This window comes from Blastococcus sp. SYSU DS0616 (genome assembly GCF_054051015.1).
In genome coordinates this window covers 20,706-33,746 of record NZ_JBJHAJ010000038.1, presented here as the reverse complement: position 1 = coordinate 33,746, position 13,041 = coordinate 20,706, and the positions used below count along the sequence as shown (strand labels likewise).

General features: G+C 73.9%; 12 protein-coding genes and 1 rRNA gene. 8 read left to right on the top strand and 5 right to left on the bottom strand.

The window, feature by feature from the left end:
- Positions 1-77: ribosomal RNA gene (gene rrf, locus ACI79K_RS19755) — 5S ribosomal RNA — on the top strand; the annotation flags it as partial.
- A 143-nt stretch (positions 78-220) separates the two neighbouring features.
- Here the strand turns inward: rrf and ACI79K_RS19750 are convergent.
- Positions 221-886: a DUF2461 domain-containing protein gene (locus tag ACI79K_RS19750; protein ID WP_456600565.1), complete on the bottom strand. Its 666-nt coding sequence runs from the start codon at positions 884-886 to the stop codon at positions 221-223.
- A complete protein-coding gene (locus ACI79K_RS19745; RefSeq protein WP_456596507.1) occupies positions 883-1,440 on the bottom strand; it encodes an N-acetyltransferase family protein in 558 nt (185 codons plus the stop codon). The genes ACI79K_RS19750 and ACI79K_RS19745 overlap by 4 nt, the downstream gene beginning before the upstream one ends.
- Positions 1,441-1,505: 65 nt before the next feature.
- Between ACI79K_RS19745 and ACI79K_RS19740 the strand changes: the two genes are divergently transcribed.
- On the top strand, positions 1,506-2,729 hold the full coding sequence (locus tag ACI79K_RS19740) for a winged helix-turn-helix domain-containing protein (RefSeq protein ID WP_456600564.1): 1,224 nt from the start codon (positions 1,506-1,508) through the stop codon (positions 2,727-2,729).
- On the opposite strand, the gene ACI79K_RS19735 is transcribed toward ACI79K_RS19740, so the two are convergent.
- Positions 2,692-3,123: a DUF1232 domain-containing protein gene (locus ACI79K_RS19735; RefSeq protein ID WP_456600563.1), complete on the bottom strand. Its 432-nt coding sequence runs from the start codon at positions 3,121-3,123 to the stop codon at positions 2,692-2,694. The genes ACI79K_RS19740 and ACI79K_RS19735 overlap by 38 nt on opposite strands.
- A gap of 39 nt (positions 3,124-3,162) precedes the next feature.
- On the opposite strand from ACI79K_RS19735, the gene thyX reads away from it, so the two are divergent.
- The 5 genes from thyX to ACI79K_RS19710 all read left to right on the top strand — a co-directional run bounded on the left by thyX (position 3,163) and on the right by ACI79K_RS19710 (position 7,956).
- On the top strand, positions 3,163-3,915 hold the full coding sequence (gene thyX / locus ACI79K_RS19730) for an FAD-dependent thymidylate synthase (RefSeq protein ID WP_456589335.1): 753 nt from the start codon (positions 3,163-3,165) through the stop codon (positions 3,913-3,915).
- Between the two features lie 74 nt (positions 3,916-3,989).
- On the top strand, positions 3,990-4,796 hold the full coding sequence (locus ACI79K_RS19725) for a thymidylate synthase (protein ID WP_456600562.1): 807 nt from the start codon (positions 3,990-3,992) through the stop codon (positions 4,794-4,796).
- Positions 4,797-4,831: 35 nt separating this feature from the next.
- The gene (locus ACI79K_RS19720) at positions 4,832-5,335 is read left to right on the top strand and encodes a dihydrofolate reductase (RefSeq protein WP_456589337.1); all 504 of its coding nucleotides are present in this window, start codon (positions 4,832-4,834) and stop codon (positions 5,333-5,335) included.
- Between the two features lie 9 nt (positions 5,336-5,344).
- Positions 5,345-6,259, top strand: a complete 915-nt coding sequence (gene dapA, locus ACI79K_RS19715) for a 4-hydroxy-tetrahydrodipicolinate synthase (protein WP_456589338.1) — start codon at positions 5,345-5,347, stop codon at positions 6,257-6,259.
- Positions 6,256-7,956, top strand: coding sequence for a ribonuclease J (locus tag ACI79K_RS19710; protein WP_456589339.1), 1,701 nt, complete (start codon positions 6,256-6,258; stop codon positions 7,954-7,956). Before dapA ends, ACI79K_RS19710 begins: the two co-directional genes overlap by 4 nt.
- Here the strand turns inward: ACI79K_RS19710 and ACI79K_RS19705 are convergent.
- Positions 7,931-8,464 (bottom strand): GNAT family N-acetyltransferase, encoded by a 534-nt coding sequence (locus tag ACI79K_RS19705; protein ID WP_456600561.1) that lies wholly within the window; start codon positions 8,462-8,464, stop codon positions 7,931-7,933. The two genes, ACI79K_RS19710 and ACI79K_RS19705, sit on opposite strands and share 26 nt — an antisense overlap.
- Positions 8,461-10,401, bottom strand: coding sequence for a dipeptidyl-peptidase 5 (locus ACI79K_RS19700; RefSeq protein WP_456600560.1), 1,941 nt, complete (start codon positions 10,399-10,401; stop codon positions 8,461-8,463). The genes ACI79K_RS19705 and ACI79K_RS19700 overlap by 4 nt, the downstream gene beginning before the upstream one ends.
- 86 nt (positions 10,402-10,487) lie before the next feature.
- Here ACI79K_RS19700 and ACI79K_RS19695 point away from each other — a divergent pair, with 86 nt between their 5' ends.
- The gene (locus tag ACI79K_RS19695) at positions 10,488-13,001 is read left to right on the top strand and encodes a DNA translocase FtsK 4TM domain-containing protein (RefSeq protein ID WP_456596514.1); all 2,514 of its coding nucleotides are present in this window, start codon (positions 10,488-10,490) and stop codon (positions 12,999-13,001) included.
- Positions 13,002-13,041 lie beyond the last annotated feature (40 nt).

The following is a 13,041-nucleotide window of genomic DNA, read 5'->3' as shown; positions in this document are numbered from 1 at the left end:
CGAACCCGGAAGCTAAGCCTCTCAGCGCCGATGGTACTGCCCTGGAGACGGGGTGGGAGAGTAGGACGCCGCCGGACAACCATTCCCGAAGGGGCCCCAGCATTCGTGCTGGGGCCCCTTCGTCGTTGCCCCCTCACCGCGCCGGCCCCCGCGCACGGCGCCTCTCCGCTATGCGCGGAGGAGCCGGCAGGGGCGGCGGGTCACCGGTCGTCTGCCCGGGTCAGCGCCGGGGGCGGGGCTCCTTCGTGGTGGCGCCGACGTTGTCGGCGAGCCACGCGTTCAGCCGGCCCAGGTCCCGCCAGGCGGCGCGAACCCGGTCGACGGCCTCCCGGGTGTGCAGCCAGTCCTCCGGCGTCCACCGGCGGGTGGCGTGCAGCGCCTTGTGCCTGAGCAGCTCGATGCGGGGATCCGCAGCCGAGTACCCGGCCGGGACCCGCACCAGGCGGTCACCCTCGATCTCCCAGCCGGCGGTGCGCAGGCGGGACACCTCGGCCTCCAGGCGGGGCCCCTGCACCCGGTCGGCCACCGCCCGCCGGTACCTCGCCACCTGGTCGGACTCCAGGCGCCAGGCGCCGCCCGAGACGGACAGCCCGTCGGCGGAGATCTGGACGTACCAGGCGCCCGCGCCGCGCCCCTCCGGGTTGACGACGGCGCCCTGGTGGGTCTTGTAGGGGGTCTTGTCGTGGCTGAACCGGACGTCGCGGTACGGGCGGAAGACCTTCACCGTCCCGAACTCGGGCGCCAGCTCCTCGACCAGCGCCGTCATCGGTGCGCGGACGTGGGCGTCGTAGTCGGCGCGGTGCGCGGTCCAGTAGGCCTTGCTGTTGTCGGCCTCGAGCCCCTCGTAGAAGACCAGTCCCTCGTCCGGGAAACCGTCGAAGGTCATCGGTCCATGTCCTCGTCGTCCAGCGCGACGTGCCAGCGCAGCTCCCGCAGAGGTGCTGCCCCGGTGTCCAGCGTGCGCGCCCACCCGTCGGGCGCCCAACCCGCCGATGCGTAGAAGTCGGCGGACGCCCGGTCGGATTCCGCGAGCCACACCTGGAGCCGGGCGGTGCCGTCGGCAGCGGCGAGGTCGGTGACCGCGGCCAGCAGGCGGCTGCCGTGGCCGCGCCGTCCCCACCGGGGCTCGACCAGCAGCGTGGTGATCTCGGCGGCGTCGTCCCCGGGCGTCACGGCGGCGAAGCCCACGACCGCCTCCCGCTCGACGGCGACCAGCACCCGGTGCCGGGTCGAGGGCGGGCTGGCGACGGCCGACCGCCAGGACGCCGTGACGGCCGCCTCGTCCCAGCTGTCGAGGACCTCCGGCGGCAGCAGCGCGCGGTACGCGGTCCGCCAGGTGACGCCCTGCACCCGGGCGATGGCGGCGGCGTCGTCCGGTCGGGCCGGTCGGACCGACACGTCGGCGGAGCCCGTGCGGCGGGGGAACGGGAGCGAGGTCACCCGGGCAGCGTAGGTCCGGTGGCCGGAGCGGCGGGTGTCGTACCGGGCGGGCAGGATCCTCGGGCGTGACCTCCGTCGAACGGTTGCCCGCCGCGCTGGCGAGGCGGATCGCCCTGGCCGCCCAGGGCTTCGCCGAGCCGCGGCCGGTCGCCGCCGTCGGGACACGGCAGCTGCGGCGGCTCACCGAGCGGCTGGCCGTCGTCCAGATCGACTCGGTCAACGTGCTCTCCCGCTCGCACTACCTGCCGGCGTTCAGCCGGTTGGGGCCCTATCCGCGCGAGGCGCTCGACGGGTTGGCGAACCGACGGCACGACCTGTTCGAGTACTGGGCGCACGAGGCGTCGTTCCTCCCCGTACGGCTGCACCCCTTCCTGCGCTGGCGCATGGCGGCCGTGCAGCGGGAGGCCTGGGGCAGCATGACCCGGGTGCACCGGGAGCGACCGGAGTACGTGGCGGCGTTGCTCGAGCGGGTGCGTCGCGACGGCCCGCTCCGCGCCGGCGAGCTGCAGGAGGAGCGGCCCAACCGGCCGGGCAGCATGTGGAACTGGCACGCGGGCAAAGCCGCGCTGGAGTACCTCTTCTTCACCGGCGCGCTCACCGCCGCCCGCCGGACGGCGGGGTTCGAGCGCGTCTACGACCTGCCGGAGCGCGTCCTGCCCTCCGCTGTCCTCGCCGCCCCCACCCCGGAGCGGCCCGACGCCGTGCGGGAGCTCGTCCGCACCGCCTCGCGGGCGCTCGGCGTCGCCACCGAGACCGACCTGCGCGACTACTTCCGCCTCACCCCGGCCGACGCCAGGACGGCGATCGGCGAGCTGGCCGACGCCGGCGAGCTGCTGCCGGTCGAGGTGGCCGGCTGGGGGCGCCCGGCCTGGCTGGACCCCGCGGCCCGCCGTCCTCGGTGGATCCGGGCGCGGGCGCTGCTCAGCCCGTTCGACTCCCTGGTGTGGGAGCGGCCACGGGTCGAGCGGATCTTCGGCTTCCGCTACCGGCTGGAGATCTACACCCCGGCGGAGCAGCGGGTGCACGGCTACTACGTGCTGCCCTTCCTGCTGGGCGACCGGCTGGTGGCCCGCGTCGACCTCAAGGCGGACCGGAGGGCCGGCGTCCTGCGCGTGCAGGCGGCGCACGCCGAGGCCGGGGTGGAGCACGCTGCGGTCGCCGCCGAGCTCGCCGACGAACTGCGGCTGATGGCCGGGTGGATGGCGCTGGACGACGTCGCCGTCGTCCAGCGGGGAGATTTGTGGCCCGACCTCAGCCGTGCGCTGGGGGTCCCGCCGCTCCCGGCCTGAGGCCGGCGAGCCGGCGCACCACCTGCAGCCCCGCCGGCTCCCCGGGCCAGTGCCGCACGAGGGCGTCGTCGCCGGCGCGGCGCACCACCGAGCGCAGCGCCCAGGCGACGACCACGACGTCGTCGGCCTGGCCGAGGACCGGCACGACATCGGGCACGAGGTCCACCGGCGAGAGCAGGTAGGCCAGCAGCAGCCAGAGCCGCACGCGCAGCGCGGCGGGCAGGGTGCGGTCGGCGGCCAGCCGGCGCACCAGCCGCACGACGTCGGGGAGCAGGCGCAGGCCGTCTCGGACGGTCAGCCCGTCGGGCCGGGTGCGCCACAGGGCGGCGAGCAGCACCAGCCAGACCAGCAGGAACCCGCCGGCCACGGCGAGCAACGGACGCCACCACTCCACACCGCCAGTCTGCCCGCCCGGCCGCCGTAGGCTCGACGGGTGCCAGAGATCGCGCCGCTCCGGGTCCAGGTCGTCGCGCAGACGCAGTTCACCGCGCCGGCGGACGTGCCGTGGGAGACCGACGCCGACGGCGGTCAGGCGCTCGCCGAGTTCGCCGGGCGGGCCTGCTACCAGGCGTGGGACAAGCCGAACCCGACCACCGCCACCAACGCCGGCTACCTGCGGCACATCCTGGAGGTCGGGCACCTCTCGGTGCTGGAGCACGGAACGGTGAGCATGTACCTCACCGGGGTCTCCCGCTCGCTCACCCACGAGCTGGTGCGGCACCGGCAGTTCTCCTACAGCCAGCTCTCCCAGCGGTACGTCCCCGAGGACGGCGCGGCCGTCGTCGAGCCGGCCGTGATCGCCGAGGACCCCGAGCTGCACGCACGGTTCCTCGCCGCCACCGAGGCCGCCGTCGCCGCGTACGGTGCGCTGCTCCAGGGGCTGGAGGAGCGGGTCGCCGACGCCCCTTCCGCGACGCTGCGCCGCAGGCAGGCCCGCCAGGCGGCCCGCGCGGTGCTGCCCAACGCCACCGAGACCCGCATCGTCGTCACCGGCAACTACCGGGCCTGGCGGCACTTCGTGGCCGTGCGGGCCAGCGAGCACGCCGACGTCGAGCTCCGCGAGCTGGCGATCGCCTGCCTGCGCGAGCTCCAGCGCGTGGCCGCCAACGTCTTCGGCGACTTCCGGATCAGCCGGCTCGGCGACGGCACCGAGGTCGCGGCGAGCCCCTTCGTCACCGAGGGCTGAGCCCCGCGCGACGGCTGGGGCGGGTGTTCCCGGGCCGCGGCCCGGTGGAGGCGGGCCGCCGTAGGCTCGGGGTCGTGGCAGCACCGATCGACACCCAGTACGAGGACCTCCTGCGGCGCATCCTGGCGCAGGGGACGCCGAAGGCGGACCGGACCGGGACGGGGACGGTGAGCCTGTTCGGCGAGCGGCTGCGCTACGACCTGTCGGAGACCTTCCCGCTGGTGACGACGAAGAAGGTGCACTTCCGGTCGATCGCCGTCGAGCTGCTCTGGTTCCTGCGCGGCGACAGCAACGTGAGCTGGCTGCGCGAGAACGGCGTCACCATCTGGGACGAGTGGGCGTCCCCGGACGGCGAGCTCGGCCCCGTCTACGGCGTGCAGTGGCGGTCGTGGCCCACCCCCGACGGCGGGCACGTCGACCAGATCGCGAACCTGCTCGACACGCTGCGCACGGACCCCGACTCCCGCCGGATGATCGTCTCGGCCTGGAACGTCGCCGCCCTGCCCGAGATGGCGCTGGCCCCCTGCCACGCGTTCTTCCAGTTCTACGTCGCCGACGGCAAGCTCTCCTGCCAGCTCTACCAGCGCAGCGCCGACATGTTCCTCGGCGTGCCGTTCAACATCGCGAGCTACGCGCTGCTCACCCGGATGATCGCCGCCCAGGTCGGGCTGGAGCCCGGCGAGTTCATCTGGGTCGGGGGTGACTGCCACATCTACAGCAACCACGTCGACCAGGTGACCGAGCAGCTCTCCCGGGAGGTGCTGCCCTTCCCGACGCTGGAGCTCGCGCCGGCGCCCACGCTGTTCGACTACGGCTACGAGCACTTCACGGTGCGGGACTACCGCCACCACCCCGCGATCCGGGCGGCCGTGGCGGTGTGACCGGCCCGGCGAGCTCGCCAGCCGGGCGGAGCGGCGTGGCGCTGATCTGGGCGCAGGCGCGGGGTGGCGTCATCGGTGCCGACGGCGGCCTGCCCTGGCACCTGCCCGAGGACCTCGCGCTCTTCCGCCGGCTGACCACCGGGTCGACGGTGGTGATGGGCCGGCGCACGTGGGAGTCGTTGCCGGAGCGCTTCCGCCCGCTGCCGAACCGGGTCAACGTCGTGCTGACGTCGGATCCCCGGTGGTCGGCCGAGGGGGCGCTGGTCGCGCACTCGGTCGCCCAGGTGCTGGCCGAGCACCCGGCGTGCTGGGTGATCGGCGGGGGAGAGGTCTACGCCGCGTTCCTGCCGCACGCCGACCGGGTGGTGGTCACCGACGTCGACGTCGCCGTCGACGGCGACACCTGGGCGCCGGCGCTGGACGGGGGGTGGGTCCGCACCGCGCGCACGCCGGCCGAGGGCTGGTCGGTGTCGGCATCGGACGGCCTGCGCTTCGCGGTGTCGGAGTACGTGAGGGGATCGGTTCCCTCCGCTGGGTAGATTCTCCCCATGACCACCGACCCCGCCCGGCCGTTCGGGCGCCTCCTCACGGCGATGGTCACCCCGCTGGCCGAGGACGGGTCGATCGACCTGGCCGGGGCCCAGGAGCTGGCCGCGCACCTGGTCGACCGGGGTGGGAACGACGGGCTGGTCGTCTTCGGGACGACGGGTGAGTCGCCGACGATCAGCGACGCCGAGCAGCGCGCCGTCCTCGAGGTGGTGCTGGACGCCGTCGGTGACCGGGCCACGGTCGTCGCCGGCGTCGGGACGTACGACACCGCGCACTCGATCGAGAAGGCGCGCGCGGCCGCGGAGCTCGGCGTCCACGGCCTGCTGGTCGTGACGCCGTACTACAACCGGCCCCCCCAAGCCGGTCTGCTCCGACACTTCACCTCGGTCGCCGACAGCACCGACCTGCCGGTGATGCTGTACGACATCCCCGTCCGCACCGGGATGCCCATCGAGGTGGAGACGCTCGTGCGCGCCGCGGAGCACCCGCGGATCGTCGCGGTGAAGGACGCCAAGGGCGACTTCGGTGCCATGGCCTGGACGATGGCGCGCACCGACCTCGCCTACTACAGCGGCGAGGACATGCTGAACCTGCCGATCCTCGCCCTGGGCGGCGTCGGCATGGTCAGCGTCGTCAGCCACGTCGTCGGGCCCCGCCTGGCCGAGCTCGTCGCCGCCGTCGAGGGCGGTGACCTGGTCAAGGCCCGCGAGATCAACGACAGCCTGCTGCCGGTCTACACCGGCATCTTCCGCACCCAGGGCGTCATCCTCGCCAAGGCGGCGCTGCGCGAGCTCGGCCTCCCGGCCGGCCCCGTGCGGCCGCCCCTGGTCGACGCCACCCCCGAACAGATCGCGCAGCTGCGCGCCGACCTCGCCGCCGGCGGGGTCCAGCTCCGAGAGGCGACGACGTCGTGAGCGGACAGGCCACCCAGCCCCACCTGGACCTCAAGGCGCCCCCGCCGCTGCCGGAGGGCGGGCTGCGGGTGATGGCGCTGGGCGGTCTCGGCGAGATCGGCCGGAACATGGCCGTGCTGGAGTTCGACGGCACGCTGCTCGTCATCGACTGCGGCGTGCTGTTCCCGGAGGCGGAGCAGCCCGGCGTCGACCTGATCCTGCCGGACTTCGGCGTGATCGAGCACCGCCTCGACGACATCGCCGCGGTGGTCCTCACGCACGGGCACGAGGACCACATCGGTGCGATCCCGTACCTGCTGCGGCTGCGCGAGGACATCCCGCTGGTGGGCTCCCGCTTCACGCTGGCGCTGGTGGCCGCCAAGCTCCGCGAGCACCGGCTGGACGCGACCCTGGTCGAGGTCGCCGCCGGCGACGACCACGTCGCCGGGCCGTTCCACTGCGAGTTCATCTCGGTGAACCACTCGATCCCCGACGCGCTCGCCGTCGCCGTGAGCACGCCGGCGGGCCTGCTCGTGCACACCGGTGACTTCAAGATGGACCAGCTGCCCCTCGACGGGGTGCTGACCGACCTGGGGGCGTTCGCCCGGCTGGGCGTCGAGGGCATCGACCTGCTGCTGGCCGACTCCACCAACGCCGAGGTGCCCGGCTTCGTCACCCCTGAGCGGTCCATCGGGCCGGTGCTCGACGACGTCTTCGCGCGCGCGTCGCAGCGGCTCATCGTCTCCAGCTTCGCCAGCCACGTGCACCGCATCCAGCAGGTGCTCGACTGCGCGGACAAGCACGGCCGCAAGGTGGCGCTGGTGGGCCGCTCGATGGTCCGCAACATGGGTGTGGCCCGCGACCTGGGGCTGCTGCGGGTGGCGCCGGGCCTCATGGTCTCGCTGGACGACGCCGCGAAGATGCCGCCCGAGCAGGTCGTGCTGGTCAGCACCGGCTCGCAGGGGGAGCCGCTGTCGGCGCTGGGCAGGATGGCGCGCGGCGAGCACCACCAGGTCACCATCGAGGCCGGGGACACCGTCGTCCTGGCCTCGTCGCTCGTGCCCGGCAACGAGACCGCCGTCTACAAGGTGATCAACGGGCTGGCCCGGCTGGGCGCCACCGTGGTGCACAAGGAGACGGCGCGGGTGCACGTCTCCGGGCACGCCCCCGCCGGCGAGCTGCGCACCCTGCTCAATGTCGCCAAGCCGAAGTACCTCATGCCGGTGCACGGGGAGTGGCGGCACCTGCGGGCGCACGCCAAGCTCGCCGAGGAGACGGGCATGGCCGCCGACCGGATCCTGCTGGCCGAGGACGGCGTCGTCGTGGACCTCCTCGACGGCAAGGCCTCGATCGTCGGCTCGGTGCCGATCGGCGACGTCTACGTCGACGGGCTCAACGTGGGTGACGTCGGCGAGGAGTCGTTGCAGGCCCGCCGCATCCTCGGCGACGAGGGGTTCGTCTCCCTGACCGTGGTGATCGAGCCGTCCACGCGCACCATCGTGCGGCCGGTGCACCTGTCCACCCGTGGCTTCTCCGACGACCCGTCGGCCTTCGACGAGGTGCTGGCCCTGGTCGAGGACAACCTCAAGCGGGCGCTCGCCGACGACGACGTGGACGCCCACCGCCTGTCGCAGATCATCCGGCGCACGGTCGGCAAGTGGGTGTCGGACAAGCACCGCCGCCGGCCGATGATCATCCCGACGGTGCTGGAGGTCTGAGCTCCTGCCGCATGGCGGCCCTCGGCCAGCGGTCGAGGCCGCGAGCTGCCTCCGCCCGGCGGATGCGCCGCAGGCCGTGCGTGAGCTCGGCGTCCGACAGGAACCGGAACCCCTGCCGCCGGTAGTGAGGGCCGTTCCACGGGACGTCGACGTAGGTGGTGAGCGTGATCGCCGGTAGGTCCCGATCCTTCGCCCACTCCTCCAGGCGGGCGAGGAGCTCCTGACCGAGGCGGCGGCCGGCGTGCTCCGGGTGCACGCTCACCTGCTCGACGTGGGCGCAACCGTCGACCTCGTCGGCGAGGAGATAGGCCACCGGCCGGCCGTCGTCGTCCGTGCGGACCCAGGCGCGGCCCGCGTCCGCGTACTCCCGCAGCGTCTCCAGCGACGGGGGATCGTCCTCCGCCACCAGGCTCATGCCGAGGTCGGCGAACGGGCGGCCGGCGGCGCGCTCGACGTCCTGGAGCGCGGCCAGGTCGGCGTGCACGGCCGCCCGGACGACGCCGGTCATCCCCGCACGACCGCGATCGGCTCGATCGCCTCGCCCGGCGGCAGGTCGAACCCCCAGACCTGCGCGTAGAAGGAGAGCTCGCCGTCCAGCGCGGCGCGGATGTTCTCCGCCTTGCGGAAGCCGTGCTGCTCGCCGGGGAACAGCAGGTAGGCGTGCGGCACCGCTTTGTCGCGCAGCGCCGCGACGATCGCCTCGGCCTGCGACGGCGGCACGACGGCGTCCTCGTCGCCCTGGAACACCGCCAGCGGGGTGTCGAGGGTGTCGACGTGGTTGATCGGTGAGCGCTCGGCGTAGACGTCGGCGCCCTCGGGCCACGGCGCGACCAGGCCGTCGAGGTAGCGGGACTCGAACTTGTGCGTCTCGGCGGCCAGCGCGCCCAGGTCGGCGACGCCGTAGTGGCTCGCCCCGGCGGTGAAGACCCCCGGGCGCATGGAGAGCGCGGCCAGCGTGGTGTAGCCCCCGGCCGACCCGCCGCGGATCGCCATCCGGGCGGGATCGACCCGGCCGGCGTCGGCGAGGAAGCGCGCGCACGCGACGACGTCGTCGAGGTCGACGACGCCCCACCGGCCCTGCAGCGCGTCGCGGTAGCGGCGGCCGTAGCCCACCGAGCCGCGGTAGTCGACGTCGGCGACGCAGAACCCGCGGGAGGTCCAGTACTGGATCTCCAGGTTCAGCACCGGGACGGCGGCCGCGGTGGGGCCACCGTGGACGACGACCACCAGCGGCGGGAGGCTCCCCTCCGGGGGCGTCACCTCCGGGTTCGCCGGCGGGTAGACCTGGGCGTGGGCGACGCCGATCCCCGTGCCGCGGTCCTCGGTCGGGAAGGTGACGTGCTCGGGCCGGGAGAACCAGGCCGGGTCCAGCTCCAGGTCCCGCGCCGGGCGCAGCACCTCCGCCGCGCCGTTGTCGACGTCGACCCGCAGGACCACCGGCTCGCTCGCCGGGCCGCCGGCGACGCAGACCACCGAGGTGCCCTGCGCGGTCAGGTACCGGAACGTGCCGTAGGGGAGGTCGAGCTCCCGGGGCTCCGCGCCGGGGCTCAGTACCGCCAGGCGGTCGCGCCCGGCCCGGCCGTAGGCCAGGACGCCCCTCCCGTCGGCCAGCAGGGCGTAGCGCGACTGACCGAACACCCACTGGGGCCCGGCGATGTCGCTCCCGGCGTCGAGCACGAGGTCCGGTGCCCCGCCGGGACGCCGGCGGTAGAGGGACCAGACGTCGGTGCGGTCGCACAGGAACCACAGGGTGCCGTCGGGGCTCCACGTCGGCTGGACGACGGATTCGCCAGGACCGCCGGCGACGACAGTCTCGTTACCGTCACCCGACCGGACGACCAGCTGCGCCGCGTCCCACGGCATGTCCGGGTGGTCCCACTGCAGCCATGCCAGCGTGACCCCGTCAGGGCCCGGCCGCGGGTCGGAGACGAAGTCGGGACCGGAGACGAGCACCTCCGTCGCCCCGTCCGGGCGCACCAGCACGATCTCGTTCACCACGTCGGCCGCTGCGCCGGAGGCGGTGTGCGTCTCCCGCACCGCGAGCACGCCGTCCGCGACCACGGTGAGGTCCGCGTGCCGGACGCCGGACGGAACGGCCGGCTCCGGGGTCACCGCGACGGGCGAACCGTCGCCGGGCGCCAGTCGGTACAGCCGCTGGTCCGAGAACTCCGTGAACCACAGGACGCCGTCGGACACCGTCCAGGCGCCGCCGCCGTACTCGTGCACCCGGGTGCGGGCGTTCCAGGGCGCCGGCAGGGCGTCGGTGACCACGCCGTCGGGGGATCGCCGCACGAGCGCGGTGCGGCCGCCCTCGGCCGGTCGCGACTCGGCCCACCAGACGTCGTCCCCGTCCACGACCACCTCCCCGAGACGGGCCGCCGCCCGCACGACGAGCTCGGAGGTGACGGGGGTGGGCCAGCTGCCGTGGGGGAGCGGGGTGCTCATGCGTGTGACGTTATGGGATGGCGGTGCGCGGGACACGACGTCCGGCCTGCCCGCCGGGAACCCGCCCCGGGCTTACGGTCTGACGCATGCCTGCCCGCACCACGCCGAACCGCCGGCCGGCCGCGACCCGCAGCCGCTCGGGCTCGACGGCGGCGAGCAAGAAGCGGCCCGCCACCAAGCGGGCGCCCAACCGGCGGCAGCCCGCCCGGAAGAAGCCGTCGTCCGGTGGCTCGGTCTGGCGGATCGCCAGCGGGGGCTGGAACCTGCTCGCCCGCGGCGCGGGCGGTCTGGCCCGGTCCGTCGCCCGGCCGGAGGAGGCGGAGCCGCTCGCCCCCGAGCACCGGCGCGACGGGGTGGGACTCGCCGTCCTCGGTCTGGCGATCGTGCTCGGGGCCGCCGCATGGAGCAACGGCATCGGCCCGGTCGGGGCCGCCCTCACCGACGGGGTGCGCTGGGTCGTCGGCTCGCTGGTGATGGTGCTGCCCGTCGTCCTCTTCTTCGCCGCCCTGCGGCTGCTGCGCCGCGGCCCTCGTCCGGAGGCGCGCGGCCGGCTGGCGATCGGCTGGCTGTGCGCCGTCGCGTCGGTGCTGGGCATCGCGCACGTCCTCGGTACCCCCGCGGTGCCGGAGGCGGGCGAACCCGGGTCCGGCGGGATGGTCGGCTGGGCCGTCGGCACGCCGCTGGTGGCCGGTGTCGGTGCCGCGGTCACCGTCGTGCTGCTCGGGCTGCTCGCCTTCTTCGGCCTGCTCGTGATCACCGCGACGCCGGTCCACCAGATCCCCGAACGGGTCCGCGAGCTCACCGATCGGCTGCTGGGCCGCGACGACTACGACGAGGACCACGACGCCGACGACTACGACGAGGACGACGAGGAGCCCGCGCCCAAGGGGCGCCGGCGCCGCAGCTCGCTGTCGGAGGACCTGCTCACCACCGGGCCCATCGACCACGGGGCCTACGCGGAGGCGCCGGAGGCGACCCGCACCACCGACCCCGAGCACACCGTGCTGGCCCCCCCGCCGCCGGTACCGCCGACCGTGCGGCGGCCGGTCGAGGACCGCACCTCCCCGCCCGAGGACCTGCCGCCGATCACCGAGCCCGAGCAGCTGTCCATCCAGCCGGTCGAGGGCGACTACGTGCTGCCGGCGCTGTCCATGCTGCGGGCGGGGGACCCGCCGCGGGCGCGGTCGAAGGCCAACGACGTCGCCATCGAGGCCATCAGCGGGGTGCTCGACCAGTTCAACATCGACGCCGCCGTCACCGGGTTCACCCGTGGACCGACGGTCACCCGCTACGAGGTCGAGCTCGGTCAGGGCGTCAAGGTCGAGAAGATCACGCAGCTGACCAAGAACATGGCCTACGCGGTGGCCAACGACAACATCCGCATCCTCGCCCCGATCCCGGGCAAGTCCGCGGTGGGCATCGAGGTGCCCAACACCGACCGCGAGAAGGTCAGCCTGGGCGACGTCATGCGCTCGCAGGCGGCCAAGCAGGACCCGCACCCGATGCTGGTCGGGCTCGGCAAGGACATCGAGGGCGGCTTCGTCTGCGCCAACCTGGCGAAGATGCCGCACCTGCTGGTCGCCGGTGCGACCGGTGCGGGTAAGTCCAGCTGCGTCAACTCGATCCTGACCTCGCTGCTGCTGCGGGCCACCCCCGACCAGCTGCGGATGATCCTGGTCGACCCGAAGATGGTCGAGCTCACGCCGTACGACGGCATCCCGCACCTGATCACGCCGATCATCACCGACCCGAAGAAGGCGGCCACCGCGCTGGCCTGGCTGGTCGAGGAGATGGAGCAGCGCTACCAGGACATGAAGTCCACCGGCGTGCGGCACATCGACGACTTCAACCGCAAGGTCGAGAAGGGTGAGATCACCGCGCCCCCCGGCAGCGAGCGGGTCTACCGGCCCTACCCGTACATCCTGGCGATCGTCGACGAGCTCGCCGACCTGATGATGGTGGCCCCGCGGGACGTCGAGGAGCACATCGTCCGGATCACGCAGAAGGCGCGCGCGGCCGGCATCCACCTGATCCTCGCGACGCAGCGCCCCTCGGTCGACGTCGTCACCGGCCTGATCAAGGCCAACGTGCCCTCGCGGCTGGCGTTCTCCACCTCCAGCCTGACCGACAGCCGGGTCATCCTCGACCAGCCGGGCGCCGAGAAGCTCATCGGCATGGGTGACGCCCTCTTCATGCCCATCGGCGCCGGCAAGCCGATGCGCGTGCAGGGCGCCTTCGTCACCGACGCCGAGATCGAGGCGGTCGTCGAGTTCACCAAGCGCCAGGCCGAGCCGGAGTACCGCGAGGAGGTCTTCTCCGCGGGCAGCGCCGGGGGCGAGCAGAAGGAGATCGACGAGGACATCGGCGGCGACCTCGACCTGCTGCTGCAGGCCGTGGAGCTCATCGTCACGAGCCAGTTCGGATCGACGTCGATGCTCCAGCGCAAGCTGCGGGTCGGCTTCGCCAAGGCCGGCCGGCTCATGGACCTGATGGAGAGCCGCGGCATCGTCGGGCCGTCCGAGGGCTCCAAGGCCCGCGACGTGCTGGTCAAGCCCGACGAGCTCGAGGCGACGCTGTTCACGCTCCGCGGCGGATCGTGATGAAGGACGCCCCCCGCCACTCGCAGGCTCGAGGCGGGAC

Coding starts and splice junctions, on each gene's coding strand:
- ACI79K_RS19750 (WP_456600565.1), bottom strand. CDS start 886: ATGACCTTCGACGGTTTCCCGGACGAGGGACTGGTCTTCTACGAGGGG.
- dapA (WP_456589338.1), top strand. CDS start 5,345: ATGACCACCGACCCCGCCCGGCCGTTCGGGCGCCTCCTCACGGCGATG.
- ACI79K_RS19705 (WP_456600561.1), bottom strand. CDS start 8,464: ATGACCGGCGTCGTCCGGGCGGCCGTGCACGCCGACCTGGCCGCGCTC.
- ACI79K_RS19700 (WP_456600560.1), bottom strand. CDS start 10,401: ATGAGCACCCCGCTCCCCCACGGCAGCTGGCCCACCCCCGTCACCTCC.
- ACI79K_RS19695 (WP_456596514.1), top strand. CDS start 10,488: ATGCCTGCCCGCACCACGCCGAACCGCCGGCCGGCCGCGACCCGCAGC.